The following is a 16,771-nucleotide window of genomic DNA, read 5'->3' on the forward strand; positions in this document are numbered from 1 at the left end:
CCGCGTTACTGACGGACACTCCACTTCATGCTGGACCTCGGTCTAACCAAGATGGCGCTGATCGGCGTCGTCGCGCTGGTCGTACTCGGGCCTGAGCGCTTGCCTCGCGTCGCCCGCACGGCCGGCGCGCTGTTCGGCCGCGCGCAGCGGTATATCAACGACGTGAAGGCCGAAGTCACCCGCGAAATCGAACTCGACGAATTGCGTCGCATGAAAACCGAGTTCGAAGCGGCGGCGAGCAACGTCGAAACGAGCGTTCAGGACAATCTGCGCAAGCATGAAACCGAACTGAACGACGCGTGGAATAGCGGCACGTCGGTGTCGCCGAGCATTGCCGGCGGCGCGCTTGAAGATGTCGGCAATTCGTCGTGGCAGATCAGCACGCCACCGGCAGGCCCCAAACGCAAGAACTGGCGCGTCAAGCAGACGGCCATGCCCACCTGGTACAAGCGCGCCACCACGCGCCGCACGCGCGTGCAGTCGGGGGCGGCGCGCGTGGCCCGGCATACGCCGACCACCATGCGTCGTCCGACGCGGTTCTTCTGATGATCAGAACGACAATCTCTAACCGAGGGCCGGCGTGAGCGACCCCCAGCAAACCCAGGACGAAGGCACTGAAGAGACCTTCATTTCCCACCTCGTTGAATTGCGCGACCGTATCATTCGCGCCGGCCTTGCCGTCATCGTGGTGTTTGTCGGGCTCGTGTATTGGGCGCCGGACATCTTCCGGCTGCTGGCGCGGCCCTTGATGCAGAATCTGCCGAAGGACGGCAAGATGATCGTCACCGACGTCACCGGCTCGTTTTTCGTGCCGATGAAGGTGACCATGATGGTTGCCTTCGTGATCGCGCTGCCGGTCGTGCTGTATCAGATCTGGGCGTTCGTCGCGCCGGGTCTGTATCAGCATGAGAAGAAGCTGGTCGGGCCGCTGGTGGGCAGCAGCTACACGCTGTTCCTGTGCGGCATGGCGTTCGCGTATTTCGTGGTGTTTCCGACCATCTTCCGTGTAATGGCGCACTACAACGCGCCGCTCGGCGCGGAGATGAACACCGATATCGACAACTATCTGAGCTTCGTGCTGACCATGTTCCTCGCGTTCGGGGTGACGTTCGAAGTGCCGATTGTCGTGGTGTTGCTGGTCCGCATGAACGTGCTGACCATCAAGAAGCTCAAGGAAATCCGTCCGTATGTGATCGTCGGCGCTTTCGTGATTTCGGCGGTAGTGACGCCGCCGGACGTGTTCTCGCAGCTGATTCTGGCGATTCCGCTGATCGTGCTGTACGAAGCGGGCATCATCGCGGCGCGGTTGATTGTCGGCAAGCAGCAGGTAGTCGTCGAAGATGCGAGTCCGCCGAATTGAAGTAGTGCGCATCGGGCACTTGTCGCGCTAGCGGGAAGGCCGAGCGCAAACAAAAAGGGCAGTCCATTGCGGACTGCCCTTTTTGTCTTTGGCGGCGGTGCCGTTTGGCTTGCCGTGTTGCTGGCTGCTTTGGCCAACGGCGTCGTCTTATCTCCCGCTTCGGCTAGCGCCACCTTGCTGCTGTGGCTGTGCATCAAATTAACCGCCGCCGTGCTGCTGGCCACCGCCCCCGTTTCAACCGCCGCCATGCTGCCGACTGCCGCTCCGTATTCAACCGCCGTCGTCGTCCTGCTGATCGCCGCCGCCGTTGTCTTCGGCTGGTTGCTTCGGCGGAGGCGGGCGCTTGCCGATGGTCACGTCAAGATCCATTTCGCGGCTCTTGCGCACCAGGTGAACCTTCGCCGCCGTGCCCGGCTTGATCTGCGCGATGACATTCAACAGACGCGTGGTGTCGGTGATCTCCTGGCCGTTCACGCTCACCAGGATGTCGCCCGGCTTGATGCCCGCACGGTCGGCCGGTCCGTTCTTCAGGACGCCCGCGACAATCGCGCCCGACTTCTGCTCAAGCCCAAACGATTCGGCGATTTCCGGCGTCACGTCTTGCGGCTCCACGCCAATCCAGCCGCGCGTGACCGAGCCCGTCGTGATGATGCTCTCGAGCACGCTGCGCGCGGTCGAGACAGGAATCGCAAAGCCGATGCCGAGCGAGCCGCCCGAGCGCGAATAGATGGCGGTATTGATGCCGAGCAGATTGCCGTTCACGTCGACCAGCGCGCCGCCGGAGTTACCCGGGTTGATGGCCGCGTCGGTCTGAATGAAGTTTTCGAACGTGTTGATGCCGAGGTGATTGCGCCCGAGCGCGCTGACAATGCCCATGGTCACCGTCTGGCCGACGCCGAACGGGTTGCCGATCGCCAGCACCACGTCGCCCACGCGCGTCTGGTCCATGCGGCCGAGCGTGATGGTGGGCAGGTTGGTCATGTTGACCTTTAGCACGGCCAGATCGGTCTCAGGATCGACACCGATCACCTTTGCATTGGTGGTGCGGCCGTCGGCGAGCGCGATTTCGATCTGATCGGCGCCGTCTACGACGTGCTGGTTCGTTAGAATGTAACCTTCCGAACTCACTATCACCCCCGAGCCGAGATTCGACGCGGGTTGCTCCTGCTGCTTGCCTTTGTTCTTGTCGCCGAAGAAGTAGCGGAACAACGGATCTTTCGCGCGCGGATCGGGCGGCAGTGAGCCATCCTTGCTGGAGAACACATTGACCACCGCGGGCATGGCCTTTTGCGCGGCGTCTGCATAGGACGCCTGGGCGGGGCCCGTGCCGATGCCTGGCGCCACTTCCCGAAGGGCGACGATCGGTTCGGCGAGTTGCTTGCCGAATTGCCCTTGACGCTGGAGCCACTGCGGTTTGAGGGTCGCAACGATGAACATCAGCGCCAACAGCACAGTCACCGCTTGGGCAAAGAACAGCCAAAAGCGTCTAAGCATCTGAAGACTAGAGGTTTATATGGATCGGATCGAACTTGAATTGTACTTGAACAATCTCCTTGAAACCGCGCGCTTCAAGGACTATTGCCCCAATGGATTGCAGGTGGAAGGGCGCCGCAAGATCAATAAGCTCGCGACCGGCGTGACGGCTTCGGTGGCCTTCCTCGAGGCCGCGCTCGACTGGGGCGCGGACGCAGTGCTGGTCCATCACGGCTACTTCTGGCGCAACGAGGCGCCGCAAATCACCGGGCGCAAACACGCGCGGCTGAAGCTGCTGATCGCCAACGACTTGAACCTGTTCGCCTATCACCTGCCGCTCGACGACCATCCTGAGTTCGGCAACAACGCGCAGATCGGCGCGAAGATGGGCTGGATCAGCGACGCTCGCTTCGGCGAGAACGATCTCGGCTGGCTCGCCACGTTTCCGATGCCGATCACGCTCGCCCATTTCACCGCGCAAGTCGAGCAGACGCTCGGCCGCACGCCACTCGTGTTCGGCGACCCGGATCGCGAACTGCGCCGAGTGGGCTGGTGCACGGGCGCCGCGCAAGGCATGTTCGACGCCGCCATCAATGCCGGCGCTGACGTCTACCTGACCGGCGAAGTGTCGGAGTCGGTGATGCACACCTCGGCGGAAAGCGGTGTAGCGTTCCTCGCCGCCGGCCATCACGCGACCGAGCGTTTCGGCGTGCAGGCGGTGGGCAAGCATCTGTCCGAGTCGTTCGATATCGAACACGTGTTTATCGATATCCCTAATCCCGTTTGAATTGAAACGCGGCATTAGATAAGGAAAAGGCACGAATAACGCAGAGGGCACTTAAAAGGAGGTGCAAAAAAGTTTGCGATCCGTACGGAGAAACCCTGACTTATCAAGGGCTTCGCACGGTTTTTGGCAATGGGGCCTTGTAAATGCCGACTCCATTCGCGCAAACTAGCGGCGGTAGAAGCGACGTGAAGGAAAAATCCAACTCAGAAGTGGGGCGTGTAATGCGAGACAAGGAAGATGAACGCGTCGACGGCGGCCGCCGTACCTGGCTGATAGCGACGACCGTAGCGGGTGGCATAGGAGGCGTTGCCACTGTCGTACCCTTTGTTAGTTCGTTTGCACCATCTGAAAAGGCCAAGGCGGCAGGCGCCCCGGTCGAAGTCGATATCAGTGATCTCAAGCCCGGCGACATGAAGACAGTCGCCTGGCGCGGTAAGCCCGTCTGGATCATTAACCGCACCGACAGAATGCTCGCCGATGTCCAGAAAGCCGATAACGAAGTAGCGGATCCCCACACCAAAAATCCTTTTTCGATGCCGTTGCCGGAGTACTGCAACAACGAATTCCGTTCACGCACCGATCACAAGAACCTTTTCGTCGCCGTCGCCGTGTGCACCCATCTGGGCTGTACGCCGACGCCGCGCTTCCAGGAGGGCGCGCAGCCCAATCTTCCAGACGACTGGCCAGGCGGCTTTCTGTGCCCTTGCCACGGCTCGACCTATGACATGGCCGGCCGCGTCTTCAAGAACAAACCTGCGCCGCAGAACCTCGACATCCCGCCTTACATGTTCACCACGGCCACCAGCCTCGTGATCGGCAAGGACGAGAAAGGAGAAGCGTAATGGCGATCGAACACGAAGTAGAGACGACCGGGCTGGTCGGCTGGATCGACCGGCGCTTTCCTCTGACGTCCACCTGGAAGAAGCACGTTTCCGAGTACTACGCGCCGAAGAACTTCAACTTCTGGTACTTCTTCGGTTCGCTCGCGCTGCTGGTGCTGGTCAATCAGATCGTCACCGGCATCTTCCTCACGATGAACTACAAGCCCGACGCGACGCTCGCGTTCTCGTCGGTCGAGTACATCATGCGCGAGGTGCCGTGGGGCTGGCTGATCCGCTATATGCACTCCACGGGCGCGTCGATGTTCTTCGTCGTCGTGTATCTGCATATGTTCCGCGGGCTGCTGTACGGCTCGTATCGCAAGCCACGCGAACTGGTATGGGTCTTCGGCTGCGCGATCTTTCTGTGCCTGATGGCCGAGGCGTTTTTCGGCTACCTCCTGCCGTGGGGACAGATGTCGTTCTGGGGGGCGCAGGTGATCGTCAACCTGTTCTCGGCGATTCCGTTCATCGGGCCGGATCTGTCGCTGTGGATTCGCGGCGACTACGTCGTCTCGGACGTCACGCTGAACCGCTTTTTCGCGTTCCACGTGATCGCAATTCCGCTGGTGCTGATCGGCCTCGTGGTCGCTCACCTGGTGGCGCTGCATGAGGTGGGCTCGAACAACCCGGACGGCATCGAGATCAAGGCGAAGAAGGACCCGGACGGCATCCCGCTCGACGGTATCCCGTTCCATCCGTACTACTCCGTGCACGACTTCATGGGCGTGACGGTGTTCCTGTTCATCTTCGCGGCAATCATCTTCTTCGCACCGGAGATGGGTGGGTATTTCCTTGAGGCGAACAACTTCATTCCCGCCAATCCGCTGCAAACGCCGCAGGAAATTGCGCCGGTATGGTATTTCACGGCGTTCTATGCGATGTTGCGGGCCACCACCGATCCATTCAAGATCGTACTGATGATTATCGTCGCGCTGCTCGGTCTGTTCGCGCTGGTGCGCGCGCGCGGCAAATGGAAGCTCGGCTTGCCGGTGCTCGCGGTGCTGGTGGTTCTGGCGATGGCGTTCACCGAATCGAAGTTCTGGGGTGTGGTGGTGATGGGCGGCGCGGTGATCTCGCTGTTCTTCCTGCCGTGGCTCGACCGCTCGCCGGTGAAGTCGATCCGTTACCGGCCGTTTTTTCACAAGGTGTTCTACGGGATCTTCGTGCTCGCTTTCCTGACGTTGGGCTTCCTCGGCACCAAACCGCCGTCGCCCGCCTCGACGTTGATTGCTCAGGTGTGTGCGCTGATCTACTTCGCGTTTTTCCTCGGTATGCCCGTCTGGACGCGGCTTGGCACGTTCAAGCAGCCGCCCGAGCGGGTGCGGTTCAAGCCCCACTAATCGCGAGCCAGGAGAACACGAAATGAAAAAACTGCTTTCGACGTGCGCGCTGATCGGCGCGACACTGCTCGCGGTGCTGGCCGGACCGGCGCACGCGGACGAGAATTTCCCTCTCGACCGCGCGCCCGATAACGCGGAGAATTTTGCTTCGTTGCAGCACGGCGCACAATTGTTTGTAAACTATTGCCTGAATTGCCACAGCGCGAATCTGATGCGCTACAGCCGGCTGACCGACCTCGGCATTACGCCGAACGAAATCCAGTCGAACCTGCTGTTCTCGACGGATAAAGTCGGCAACACCATGACCGTGGCGATGCGTCCGGACGACGCGAAAGCGTGGTTCGGCGCGAGTCCGCCGGATTTGTCGGTGGAAGCGCGGGCGCGTGGCAAGGACTGGCTGTACACGTATCTGCGCAGCTTCTATCGCGACAATACGCGGCCGACCGGCTGGAACAATCTGGTGTATGAGAACGTGAGCATGCCTCACGTGCTGTGGCAGCTTCAGGGGCAACGTACTGCGAAGTTTGGTGACGAAACCGACGAAAAAACAGGCGAAACGGTGCACAAGTTTGTCGGCTTCCAACAGGTCACGCCGGGGACAATGTCGCCGGTAGATTATGATTCTGCTGTGGCCGACCTCGTGTCGTACCTGTCATGGATGTCCGAACCGACGCAGAAAACCCGCAAACAGCTTGGCGTGTGGGTGCTGCTGTTCCTCGGCGTCCTGAGCTTTTTCGCTTGGCGATTGAACGCTGCGTACTGGAAACATATCAAATAATCACGCTGTCACCGGCGTGGGGCCGGCGCCAGGAAAAACCTGTTGAACGGTTTTTCCGCGCGCTGGCCTTTCAGCTTTTTGAGGAAACGTAAACATGATGGTTCTGTATTCCGGCACAACTTGCCCGTTCTCCCAGCGCTGCCGGCTGGTGTTGTTCGAAAAGGGCATGGACTTCGAGATCCGCGACGTCGACCTGTTTAACAAGCCGGAAGACATCGCTGTGATGAATCCGTATGGTCAGGTGCCGATTCTCGTCGAACGGGACCTGATTCTGTACGAATCGAACATCATCAACGAGTACATCGACGAGCGCTTCCCGCACCCGCAACTGATGCCGGCCGATCCGGTTCAGCGTGCCCGTGCCCGTCTGTTCCTGCTCAACTTCGAAAAGGAGCTGTTCGTCCACGTCGGCACCCTCGAAAACGAAAAGGGCAAGGCCGCTGAGAAGAATCACGAGAAGGCGCGTCTCGCGATTCGCGATCGCCTGACGCAGCTCGCACCGATCTTCCTGAAGAACAAGTACATGCTTGGCGAAGAGTTCTCGATGCTGGACGTCGCGATCGCGCCGTTGCTGTGGCGTCTGGATCACTACGGCATCGAGCTGTCGAAGAACGCTGCACCGCTGATGAAGTACGCCGAGCGCATTTTCAGCCGCCCGGCATATATCGAAGCGCTGACGCCTTCGGAAAAGGTGATGCGTCGTTGAGTTTGGCTTTGGGGTGAGGGCGCCGCGTCTCGATTGTTTTCCGTGTGCGCCCAAACCCGGTAAGAGGACTGTTGATGCAAGAGATTTCCACCAAGCCTTATCTGCTGCGCGCGCTGTACGAGTGGTGCACGGATAACGGCTACACGCCGCATATTGCGGTCCGGGTCGACAATCAGACGCGCGTGCCGCGGCAGTTCGTGCGCGATAACGAGATCGTGTTGAACATCAGCTTCGAGGCGACCAGCCAGCTGCAGATGGGCAACGAATGGATCGAGTTCAGCGCGCGCTTCTCCGGCAAGTCGCACAAGATCGAAGTGCCGATCGCGAATATTCTTGCGATCTACGCGCGCGAAAACGGCCAGGGCATGGCGTTCCCGGTCGAATCGGCGGGCGGCGAAGCGCGGGATTCAGGCGCCGACGCGGAACCGGCAGACGAAACCGAGTCGCCGGCGGGGCCCGTCAGCGTGGCGCCGCGTGCGGTCGAAACGTCGCCTTCCGCTGCTGATGCCGCCAAAGCCGAAAGCGCGACGGACGGTCCGCAACCTGACGATGACGGATCAAAAGGTGGCGGAAGGGCTCGCCTCAAGATCGTAAAATGAAGTAGAATCACGGCCTCATGCCGGCTTAGCTCATCAGGTAGAGCGCTTGACTTGTAATCATGAGGTGGCGGGTTCGAGTCCTGCAGCCGGCACCAGTTGTACGAAAACGGGTTTCTGAAAAATTTCAGAAACCCGTTTTTTTCATTTGTCGAGCGAGAACGCTCGTCGGGGCACGGTCGGAGGGGGGCAAAACGGTCGCTTTTGCCCAGATCTATTTCACCTTGTCGATTTTGGACATTTTTGTCTACGAATGCCTCACGCCGCGAACACGAGGCAGGAAGGTGAGGTTGAACCCTCTAGTCAACGTGCGATGGCGCAAATCGTCGTGTGTCATGCTGATCATGAACCGTCCCTTCTATGACAATCGATTGATCTGACAGTAGTTTTGGTGCTCGTCAGTGTCGATTGCGCCGGATCGCCGCAGCACGCGCCAGGCGCGAGTCACTGGATCACGCGTGATCGTGAATTGCGCCCGCGAACCCGGTTGGGAGAGGTACTATTCGGGCGTCAGTCGGCATCACGATCAGTCACTCCGGCGGGCAACGCCCCCCGAGACGCGACGTTTCACCGCGTCACTCCCGCAACACAGACCCCACCTTCATCATGACCAGCCCCGCAACCATCACCTGGCCCGAAGCCGACGGCCCCCGTTCCGCGCGTTGGCGCTCCGAAGCCGCGGTGCCTCCGCCCAAGCGCGTAGTCGTCGCGGACGACCGCACGACCGCCGACTCGGCCTATCGCCTCGCGTGCGAAGGTACGGCTCTGTTGTGGAACGGCGATTTTCAGAACGCCCGCCAATTGCTGCAGGCGGTCACGCGCCGGCTGGAGCGCAAGCCGCGCAAGCAGGGCGAAACGCCGATCGACGCGTTCAACCTGCATCGTCAGGCACAGTCGCAACGTGCCCGCACGCTCGGCATGATTCTGATTCCGCTCGACGCCGCGTACGGTATCCCGCTTCGCCGCGCGCCTGAAGTGCAGCAGGCCTGCATCGAAACCTACGGGCCCTCGACCGACGAACCCTCTGTCGTGTCGCTGCGCGAATTGCTCGGGCTAATTGGTGCGCACGAGTGGCGCAAGAAGGGCGTGGAAATTCCCGCGCTGGGTGAGCGCATCCATCCGCACTACGCCGTGTTTTCGCCGGTGCGCGGTGAATATGTGGATCTGGTCGCGCGCGCGCCGTTGCCGTCTTTGAACAAGGCGTTCGATATCGGCACCGGCACGGGCGTGCTGGCCGCGCTGCTCGCCAAACGCGGCGTGAAGAAAATCGTCGCGACCGACCAGGACCCGCGAGCGCTTGCCTGTGCGCGAGAAAACCTCACGCGTCTTGGCTACGATCAGCAAGTCGAGCTTGTGCAGGCCGATCTGTTTCCGGAGGGCCGTGCGCCGCTGGTGGTCTGCAATCCGCCGTGGGTGCCGGCGCGACCCGCATCGCCGATTGAATACGCGATCTACGATTCGGAAAGCCGTATGTTGCTCGGCTTCCTGAACGGCCTGGCGGAGCATTTGTCGCCGGGCGGGGAAGGCTGGCTGATCATGTCGGATTTCGCCGAGCATCTCGGTTTGCGTACGCGCGAGTGGCTGCTCGCCGCCATCGAAAAGGCGGGGCTGACTGTGGTCGGCCGCGAAGATATTCGTCCGCGGCACCCAAAGTCGACCGATGAAACCGACGCGCTGCATACGGCGCGCATGGCTGAACTGACGTCGCTCTGGCGTTTGAAAGCGCGCTAATGATGACGCGCGATGACGCGCAATAAGGCGCCGCTGAAGAGTGGCGTGTCAGACCGGTACGCCGCGCGCCTCGAGATACGCTAATGCGCCGCGTCCGGCCGCCAGCCCGCTGGCGAAGCAGGCGGTGAGTAGATAACCGCCGGTCGGCGCTTCCCAGTCGAGCATTTCGCCCGCGCAAAACGCGCCGGGCAGACGCTCGATCATCAAATGCGTGTCGAGCGCTTCAAAGGGAACTCCGCCGGCCGTACTGATCGCTTCCGCGATCGGCCGGGCGCGCGTGAGCCGCACCGGCAACGCCTTGATTGCGTGCGCGAGACCATTTGCATCGGCGAAGGCTTCCTTCGACAGAATCTCATGCAGCAAGGCCAGTTTTACGCCGCTAATACCGATTCTGCCATGCAGGTGAGTCGACATGGAACGCGAACCGCGCGGTCGCGTGACTTCGCCCACCACACGCTCCAACGTCAAGCCTGGCGCTAGATCCAGCGTGATCGTGACGTCGCCGTCGGCGAGAATCCGCTCCCGGATAACAGCCGACAGCGCATAAATCAGGCTCCCTTCGAGGCCTGTTTCGGTCAGAAGTATTTCACCTTGTCGATTGTGGACTTTATTGTCTACATCGGTGAGCATGATGGCCACTGATTTCACCGGCTGGCCGGCGAAACGCTCACGCAGATAGAGGCTCCAGTCGGCATCGAAGCCGCAGTTCGCGGGCTGCAACGGCGTCACCGGCACCCCGCGAGCGCTCAGGAGCGGCACCCAGGCGGCGTCCGATCCGAGCCGCGGCCAACTCGCACCGCCGAGTGCGAACACCACGGCGTCGCAGGTCACGCGTTGCTCGCCGTCGGGTGTGGCGAAGCGCAACGTATGCGCGGCGGTGTCGCCGCCATCGTTGTCCCAACCGGTCCACTTGTGGCGCATGTGAAAGCGCACGCCGGCTTCCCGCAACCGATGCAACCACGCACGCAACATCGGCGCTGCTTTCATATCGGTCGGAAAAACGCGCCCGGAACTGCCGACGAACGTTTCAACGCCAAGCCCATGCAACCATGCCCGCAAGGCGTCGGGACCGAACGTGTCGAGTAGCGGCGCGATCTGTTCGCGGCGCGCGCCGTAGCGGCCAAGAAACGGTTCGAGCGGTTCCGAATGCGTGATGTTCATGCCGCCTTTGCCCGCCATCAGGAATTTGCGGCCAACTGACGGCATCGCGTCGTAGACGTCGACCTGTACGCCATGCCGGGCGAGCGCCTCGGCGGCCATCAAGCCGGCGGGGCCGCCGCCGATTACGGCGACGCGGGTGGAATCGAAGGAGGAAGACATGCGGTCCTGCGGATGAGCGGAGGGGCGGCGCGCCGGCTTGATCTGACGATCGGGCGGCGCGAAGGGCGCTATTTTCACACCGTGGGCAGCGCAGGGCAAACGGGCGGCCGCATGCCGGATCAGCCGGCTGAAAAACGCTGGGTTCGGGCGATTTCGTATCCGCCCAATTTGCGCCCGCTTCTTTGCAATCCGCACGCGCGAACTATACTTTTCAAACACCTTCCATCGGTCGCAATCCGCGCCTTCCGCGTCAAACTAACCCGCCGTTTTCATTCCGCCCGACGTTGCCAATGCTGCCACGCCGCGGCGCGCGACGTGGTCTGCGCGCCTGCTGTTCGTTTGGATGTTTCGACGTTTGATCAAGGAGATTGCCATGACTCGCAAATACATCGACTGCCGCGAGTTCCCGAGCGAAATGAATTGCACCGTTGCTCTATCCGCCGACAGCGAGAGCGAATTGCTCGACGCGGCCGTGCAGCATGCCGTGACGGTGCACAAACATACGGACTCGCCGGAACTGCGCGCGCAGCTCAAGACGCTGTTTCACGACGGCACGCCACCGGCCGAGGCACCGCGCGCGTGATTCGTTGTCCTTCTCCCTGCGGACGGAGGGAGGCTGACCGTTCGAGCGGCGGTGAGCCGCTCGAACGGGTCAGAGCGTTGCGTAGGCGTCTTAGCCCGGGTAAGCCTCATCCACCTTCAGGCCGGCTAGCTTGAAAATGACCCGCAGCGTTTGCGGTTTGATGTCGCGACGCGAAGCAAGCGTCGTCATCACGAAGTCGAGCACTTTCGCGTACTTAAGCATGGTCAGACACGTTTCCATGTCGACGCTGCCATCGCGCATGACTTCGGCCAGCCGCAGCATTTCGGTGGAAATGTCACGTGCCATTTCCAGTTCGAGCTGCTGCTTTTCCGACCACGCGGGCGCGGCGGTGAGCTTCGCCAGCATTTCCTGAAACTTCTGCTCGACGTTTCCGTTGGGTACCGTGTCCATCGCTGCCTCTTCTATTATCCAGGCGCGCGTCCGTTTGAGATCGCGGCGCGCCGCTGGTTACGTAACGTTCGGTCCGTGTTCCGGGACCGTCCTCCCCACATGCCTTCGGTTCGCGTGATCAAAGCCACGGCCGGCAGCCTGTTGTTATGCGCGGCACGGCTTACGCCATCGGGTAAGCCGGCCCGCAAGATGCTTTCAAGCCACGTCGGAAAATGTCCCGCATACTGCTTTTCGAGCAGGAAGTGTTCCAGGTTTGTGGCGTTTCTCGCATGGTCGACGCAGCTCCTTAGGTGAGCGGCCTGCGCTTTCGGTAAACTGGCAGCAACTTTTCCTCTTTTCCGTCATCTGTCGCACGTTCGCGTAGCAATCGATGGCGGTCCCCGGTCCCCACGATGTCCAGCAAAACCCACGAAATCCGTCCGAACCAGTCCGTCGAGTTGTTGAAGGAACTCCATATCCTGACGCGCGACGGCAAGATGAACCAGGACAGCCGCCGCAAGCTGAAGCAGGTCTATCACCTGTTCCAGTTCATCGAGCCGCTGCTGAAAGACCTCAAGGACCAGCAGGGCGCGGTGACGCTCGTCGACCACGGCGCGGGCAAGTCATACTTAGGTTTTATCCTGTATGACCTTTTCTTCAAGGAGTTTCAGGACGCCGCTGGTGGTGCGTCGCACATTTACGGCATTGAGACGCGCGAGGACCTCGTGACGAAATCCGAGGAGCTGGCCGAGCGGCTGGGCTTCAAGGGGATGTCGTTCCTGAATTTGTCGGTAGCGGAGTCGATTACGTCGGAGCGTTTGCCGGCGCAGATCGATATCGTGACGGCGCTGCACGCGTGCAATACCGCGACTGACGACGCGCTCCGGTTTGCGCTGGAAAAGCATGCGAAGTACATCGTGGTCGTGCCGTGTTGCCAGGCTGAGGTGGCGGGGGTTCTACGGCAGAACAAGGGTAAATCGCTGGGAAATGCTTTGACCGAGATCTGGCGGCATCCGCTGCATACCCGGGAATTTGGAAGCCAGATTACTAATGTGCTGCGCTGCTTGCAGCTGGAAGCACATGGTTATCAGGTGAGTGTGACCGAGCTGGTCGGGTGGGAGCATTCGATGAAGAATGAACTGATCATTGCGCAGTTCAAGGATCTGCCGAGGCGGCGGCCGGCCGAGAGGCTGAATGAAGTGATGGAGACGCTCGGGATCGAGGAGTTGAAAGAAAGGTTTTTTGTCCCTGCCTGATCTGTTCTACGGCGGTGGCTTTTTCATAGCCACCGCGCGAACTACATTTTCATCAGGTCGTTCCAGCCTTTAAGACCGATTCGCCGAAGGGTCTCCTGATTCCGCTCATAAATATCTTCCGCATCGGGAAAAGCCTGAACCGCCCGTTCAATACTGTCCTCGCGAAGCAGATGCAAAATCGGATAAGGCGCCCGATTCGTATAATTCTCAATATCGTCGGGCTCACTGCCTTCAAACTGATAATGAGGGTGAAAGCTCGCAATCTGAATAATGCCTTCCAGCCGAAGTTGCTTGATCATTCTTTCGGCAAAAAACAGGCAATCGTTATAGTCGAGAAAATCACCGAGCGCCCGCGGTAAAACCAGAAGCGTGGTATCCACCGCTTCAGGATTCGCTGCGACGAGCGTCTGAATCTCGGTTTCGAGATCGGTTAAAACCCCTTCCATATCCACAGCGTCGCTCACGACATAGCGAATCTGCTCCTTCACATGCACAGCCTTGGCAAAAGGACACAAATTGAGCCCAATCACGGCCTGTGTCAGCCAATGACGAGTGGTGGCAATAACAGTATCATGAGATTCGGCAGGCGACGACATGGCAAGCAGCGAAAAGGGAAAGTGCCATTCTAACGGCGCGGAACGGCACCGATCCGCGCCCCACCGCAATAGGACGGCAAAAACCTTAGCGCGCCGGCGACCCGCCGCATGCTGCGGCGATCAACTGCGCCGCCACCTTCGGGGCGGCAAGAATCGGCCCGCAGCCCGGGCCGTAGGTCTGGCTGGCCGCGTACACGCCTTCGATCATCAAACCCAGCCCGTTGGCCAGCGCCACAGGATCATCGGCGCCTGCCGTGGTCGTCAGTTCCAAAAGCCGCGCCATTAGCCGCTCCTTGTTGCGGAAGACGAATTGCCGCGCCGGATGCGTCGCGTCGGGAAACTCCACCGATACATTCACGAAAGGACAGCCGCGGTAGTCGTCGATCGATGCACGCACCGCCAGGTCGTCGAAATATTGCTGAAGCTGCTTCGCCGGCTCGCCTGGATGCTTCGCAAAGCTCTTCTCCACGTAGCCGAAGAACTGCTCGTCCTTTTGCTCCAGATACGCCATCACCAATTCGTCCTTCGACGAAAACTGGCGGTACAAACTCATCTTGTTCACGCCCGCGCGCTCCACGACCGCGTCGACGCCAACCGCCCGCACACCCTCGCGATAAAACAGTTCGGCCGCGGCGCGTAACAGATGCTGCTGCGCCTGCGGGCCGGCTGTCTGCGTGCCGCGCGCGCGCCGTGCACCGGCTGCCTTGGGGGTTTCACTGTCGGACATGGAATGCCACCTGGATTGAATTGACGCCTTGACATGTTACCGACCAGTAACTAAGATCGCAACACCCATTGTGACTGATCTGTCACAAGTCCTTTACCGAAGTCGTAACAATGCGAGCGGCGGCCTGCGGGCAGGCGTCGATTGGAGAACCGATGAACTGGGCAGCGAGACTGATTGGCGGACGTTTCCACTACGGCTGGTTGACCGTGGCGGTGGTGTTTCTGGTGCTACTGGCGGCGGCCGGCACGCGCGCCACGCCAAGCGTGATGATGGTGCCGCTGGAGCATCAATTCGGCTGGAGCCGCGCGACGATTTCGCTCGCGATCTCCGTGAACATCGCGCTCTACGGCCTGATGGGGCCCTTCGCGGCCGCGGCGATGCAGCGCTTTGGCGTGCGTCCTACTCTGCTGATCGCGCTCGGCACGATGGCGGCGGGCGTGGCGTTGTCGTCGCTGATGACGCATCCATGGCAGATGGTTCTGATCTGGGGCGTGATGGTCGGCGGCTCGACCGGGGTGGCGGCGCTATCGCTGTCCGCGACGGTCGTAACGCGCTGGTTCACGACACATCGCGGCCTCGTGATGGGGATTCTCACCGCCAGTTCGGCGACCGGCCAACTGGTGTTCCTGCCGATGCTCGCGGCCATCGCCGAACATTACGGCTGGCGCCAGGTCGTGTGGGTCGTCGCGGGCGCGGCGGCGATCGTCTTGCCACTGGTCGCGTTTCTGTTGCCGGAGCGGCCCGCCGATATGCAGCTGCGCCCGTTCGGCGAACCGGCCAACGCGCCGATCTCCACTACCCTGACCAAACAGAATCCGCTGGCCATTGCCTTCGGCACGCTCGCCATGGCGAGCAAGACGCGTGATTTCTGGCTGCTGTTCTTCAGCTTCTTTATCTGCGGCGCGAGCACCAATGGTTACGTCGGCACGCACCTGATCGCCATGTGTGGCGACTACGGCATGACCGAAGTGCAGGGCGCATCCTTGCTCGCCGCAATGGGCATCTTCGATCTGTTCGGCACGACGCTGTCGGGCTGGTTGTCGGACCGCTTCAATAGCCGCGTGTTGCTGTTCTGGTACTACGGTCTGCGCGGTTTGTCGCTGATGTATCTGCCGCACGCGTTCGGCATCGATTTCTTCGGCCTGCCATTGTTCGCGGTGTTCTACGGACTTGACTGGATCGCCACCGTGCCGCCCACCGTGCGTCTCGCGACCGATGTCTACGGCAAGGAAGCGGCGCCGGTCGTGTTCGGCTGGGTGGTCGCCGGCCACCAGCTCGGTGCGGCCTTCGCGGCGCTCGGCGCGGGCATGCTGCGCGCGAGTCTCGGCACGTACACGGTGGCGTCGATGATTTCTGGCGGGCTGTGCCTGGTTGCCGCCGTGATCGTGCTGCGGATCAACCGGCCGGCCAAGGTGCCGGAGCCACAAGCGGTGTGAAGCTGAGCCCCTGTGCGCGGTAAACAAAGTGAACCAGCGCAAACGGCCTCATAGGGGGCCGTTTGCCATTGCAGCCAGCGTGAAAACACGTGAAAACAACTACGCACTTGTTGGAGCGCGAGCGGCTCAGCCCGGTTATGCTATGACACCCCGGGCAAATGCCCGTCGATCATGAATTTCGACCGAGAGAAGCGCATGACCAACAAACCCGCCCCTACCGCAGTTGCCATTCACGAGCTGATTGCAGGTCGCTGGAGCCCGCGCGCGTATTCGAGCGAGCCGGTGAGCCGCGAGAATCTGCATGCGGTGCTCGAAGCGGCACGCTGGGCGCCGTCTTCGTATAACGCGCAACCGTGGCGTTTCCTCGTATTCGACCGCAGCGTCGATGAAGTCTCTTTCAAGCAGGCGTTCGCCACGCTGGTGCCGTTCAACCAGGGTTGGAATGCGTCGGCGCCGGTGTTGATCGCGGTGACCACGCATACGCTCACCAACAAGGGCGAAGTGAACCGTTGCGCGCCGTACGACGCGGGTGCCGCGGCGATGGCGCTGGTGCTGCAGGCGCATGCGCTCGGTCTCGCCGCACATCAGATGAGCGGCTTCGATCCGAACGCGTTCCGCACGGCATTCAAGCTGCCGAATGACGTCGACGTGATCGCCATCATTTCGCTCGGCCATTACGGCGACGTCGACAAGCTCGATCCGGTGCTGCGCGAGCGCGAGAAGTCGGTGCGTCAGCGTTTGCCGCTTGCCGACATTGCTTATGGCGGTGGCTGGAAGAAAGTGTTCTGAGCGCCTTGCAGCCCTGGTGGTG

General features: G+C 61.0%; 18 protein-coding genes and 1 tRNA gene. 14 read left to right on the top strand and 5 right to left on the bottom strand.

Annotated features, from left to right (window positions below; genetic code table 11):
• Positions 1 to 27: 27 nt before the first annotated feature.
• Positions 28 to 546 carry a Sec-independent protein translocase protein TatB gene (gene tatB / locus HHL24_RS22505; protein WP_169487582.1) on the top strand — a complete coding sequence of 173 codons (519 nt, stop codon included), beginning with the start codon at positions 28 to 30 and terminating at the stop codon, positions 544 to 546.
• Between the two features lie 34 nt (positions 547 to 580).
• Positions 581 to 1,360, top strand: a complete 780-nt coding sequence (gene tatC, locus HHL24_RS22510) for a twin-arginine translocase subunit TatC (protein WP_169487583.1) — start codon at positions 581 to 583, stop codon at positions 1,358 to 1,360.
• Positions 1,361 to 1,630: 270 nt separating this feature from the next.
• Here tatC and HHL24_RS22515 read toward each other — a convergent pair whose 3' ends face one another.
• Positions 1,631 to 2,854, bottom strand: a complete 1,224-nt coding sequence (locus HHL24_RS22515; RefSeq protein ID WP_169487584.1) for a Do family serine endopeptidase — start codon at positions 2,852 to 2,854, stop codon at positions 1,631 to 1,633.
• Positions 2,855 to 2,873: 19 nt separating this feature from the next.
• Here HHL24_RS22515 and HHL24_RS22520 point away from each other — a divergent pair, with 19 nt between their 5' ends.
• The 8 genes from HHL24_RS22520 to HHL24_RS22555 all read left to right on the top strand — a co-directional run bounded on the left by HHL24_RS22520 (position 2,874) and on the right by HHL24_RS22555 (position 9,652).
• Positions 2,874 to 3,620: a Nif3-like dinuclear metal center hexameric protein gene (locus HHL24_RS22520; protein ID WP_169487585.1), complete on the top strand. Its 747-nt coding sequence runs from the start codon at positions 2,874 to 2,876 to the stop codon at positions 3,618 to 3,620.
• A 221-nt stretch (positions 3,621 to 3,841) separates the two neighbouring features.
• Positions 3,842 to 4,462, top strand: a complete 621-nt coding sequence (gene petA / locus HHL24_RS22525; protein WP_105511149.1) for a ubiquinol-cytochrome c reductase iron-sulfur subunit — start codon at positions 3,842 to 3,844, stop codon at positions 4,460 to 4,462.
• Positions 4,462 to 5,841, top strand: coding sequence for a cytochrome b (locus HHL24_RS22530; protein WP_169487586.1), 1,380 nt, complete (start codon positions 4,462 to 4,464; stop codon positions 5,839 to 5,841). Before petA ends, HHL24_RS22530 begins: the two co-directional genes overlap by 1 nt.
• Positions 5,842 to 5,863: 22 nt before the next feature.
• The gene (locus HHL24_RS22535; protein WP_169487587.1) at positions 5,864 to 6,619 is read left to right on the top strand and encodes a cytochrome c1; all 756 of its coding nucleotides are present in this window, start codon (positions 5,864 to 5,866) and stop codon (positions 6,617 to 6,619) included.
• Between the two features lie 94 nt (positions 6,620 to 6,713).
• Positions 6,714 to 7,325, top strand: a complete 612-nt coding sequence (locus HHL24_RS22540; protein WP_006052302.1) for a glutathione S-transferase N-terminal domain-containing protein — start codon at positions 6,714 to 6,716, stop codon at positions 7,323 to 7,325.
• Positions 7,326 to 7,399: 74 nt separating this feature from the next.
• On the top strand, positions 7,400 to 7,924 hold the full coding sequence (locus HHL24_RS22545) for a ClpXP protease specificity-enhancing factor (protein WP_169487588.1): 525 nt from the start codon (positions 7,400 to 7,402) through the stop codon (positions 7,922 to 7,924).
• A gap of 19 nt (positions 7,925 to 7,943) precedes the next feature.
• Positions 7,944 to 8,019 (top strand) — tRNA-Thr (locus HHL24_RS22550).
• A gap of 508 nt (positions 8,020 to 8,527) precedes the next feature.
• Positions 8,528 to 9,652, top strand: coding sequence for a methyltransferase (locus HHL24_RS22555; RefSeq protein ID WP_169487589.1), 1,125 nt, complete (start codon positions 8,528 to 8,530; stop codon positions 9,650 to 9,652).
• Positions 9,653 to 9,700: 48 nt separating this feature from the next.
• On the opposite strand, the gene HHL24_RS22560 is transcribed toward HHL24_RS22555, so the two are convergent.
• On the bottom strand, positions 9,701 to 10,972 hold the full coding sequence (locus HHL24_RS22560) for a TIGR03862 family flavoprotein (RefSeq protein WP_169487590.1): 1,272 nt from the start codon (positions 10,970 to 10,972) through the stop codon (positions 9,701 to 9,703).
• A 373-nt stretch (positions 10,973 to 11,345) separates the two neighbouring features.
• Between HHL24_RS22560 and HHL24_RS22565 the strand changes: the two genes are divergently transcribed.
• Positions 11,346 to 11,555, top strand: a complete 210-nt coding sequence (locus tag HHL24_RS22565; protein WP_169487591.1) for a DUF1059 domain-containing protein — start codon at positions 11,346 to 11,348, stop codon at positions 11,553 to 11,555.
• Positions 11,556 to 11,645: 90 nt separating this feature from the next.
• Here the strand turns inward: HHL24_RS22565 and HHL24_RS22570 are convergent, their stop codons facing one another.
• Entirely contained in the window at positions 11,646 to 11,966 is a 321-nt protein-coding gene (locus HHL24_RS22570; RefSeq protein ID WP_074282059.1) for a type II toxin-antitoxin system HicA family toxin, read from the bottom strand.
• A gap of 392 nt (positions 11,967 to 12,358) precedes the next feature.
• On the opposite strand from HHL24_RS22570, the gene HHL24_RS22575 reads away from it, so the two are divergent.
• Positions 12,359 to 13,201 (top strand): class I SAM-dependent methyltransferase, encoded by an 843-nt coding sequence (locus tag HHL24_RS22575; protein WP_169487592.1) that lies wholly within the window; start codon positions 12,359 to 12,361, stop codon positions 13,199 to 13,201.
• A gap of 41 nt (positions 13,202 to 13,242) precedes the next feature.
• On the opposite strand, the gene HHL24_RS22580 is transcribed toward HHL24_RS22575, so the two are convergent.
• Both HHL24_RS22580 and HHL24_RS22585 read right to left on the bottom strand, forming a co-directional pair.
• Positions 13,243 to 13,797, bottom strand: coding sequence for a DUF1415 domain-containing protein (locus tag HHL24_RS22580; protein WP_169487593.1), 555 nt, complete (start codon positions 13,795 to 13,797; stop codon positions 13,243 to 13,245).
• A gap of 85 nt (positions 13,798 to 13,882) precedes the next feature.
• On the bottom strand, positions 13,883 to 14,524 hold the full coding sequence (locus HHL24_RS22585; RefSeq protein ID WP_169487594.1) for a TetR/AcrR family transcriptional regulator: 642 nt from the start codon (positions 14,522 to 14,524) through the stop codon (positions 13,883 to 13,885).
• A gap of 152 nt (positions 14,525 to 14,676) precedes the next feature.
• Between HHL24_RS22585 and HHL24_RS22590 the strand changes: the two genes are divergently transcribed.
• Both HHL24_RS22590 and HHL24_RS22595 read left to right on the top strand, forming a co-directional pair.
• Positions 14,677 to 15,960 (top strand): MFS transporter, encoded by a 1,284-nt coding sequence (locus tag HHL24_RS22590; protein ID WP_169487595.1) that lies wholly within the window; start codon positions 14,677 to 14,679, stop codon positions 15,958 to 15,960.
• A 195-nt stretch (positions 15,961 to 16,155) separates the two neighbouring features.
• Positions 16,156 to 16,749, top strand: coding sequence for a nitroreductase family protein (locus HHL24_RS22595; protein WP_206002974.1), 594 nt, complete (start codon positions 16,156 to 16,158; stop codon positions 16,747 to 16,749).
• Positions 16,750 to 16,771 lie beyond the last annotated feature (22 nt).

Source organism: Paraburkholderia polaris (genome assembly GCF_012927345.1).
Classification (GTDB): domain Bacteria; phylum Pseudomonadota; class Gammaproteobacteria; order Burkholderiales; family Burkholderiaceae; genus Paraburkholderia; species Paraburkholderia polaris.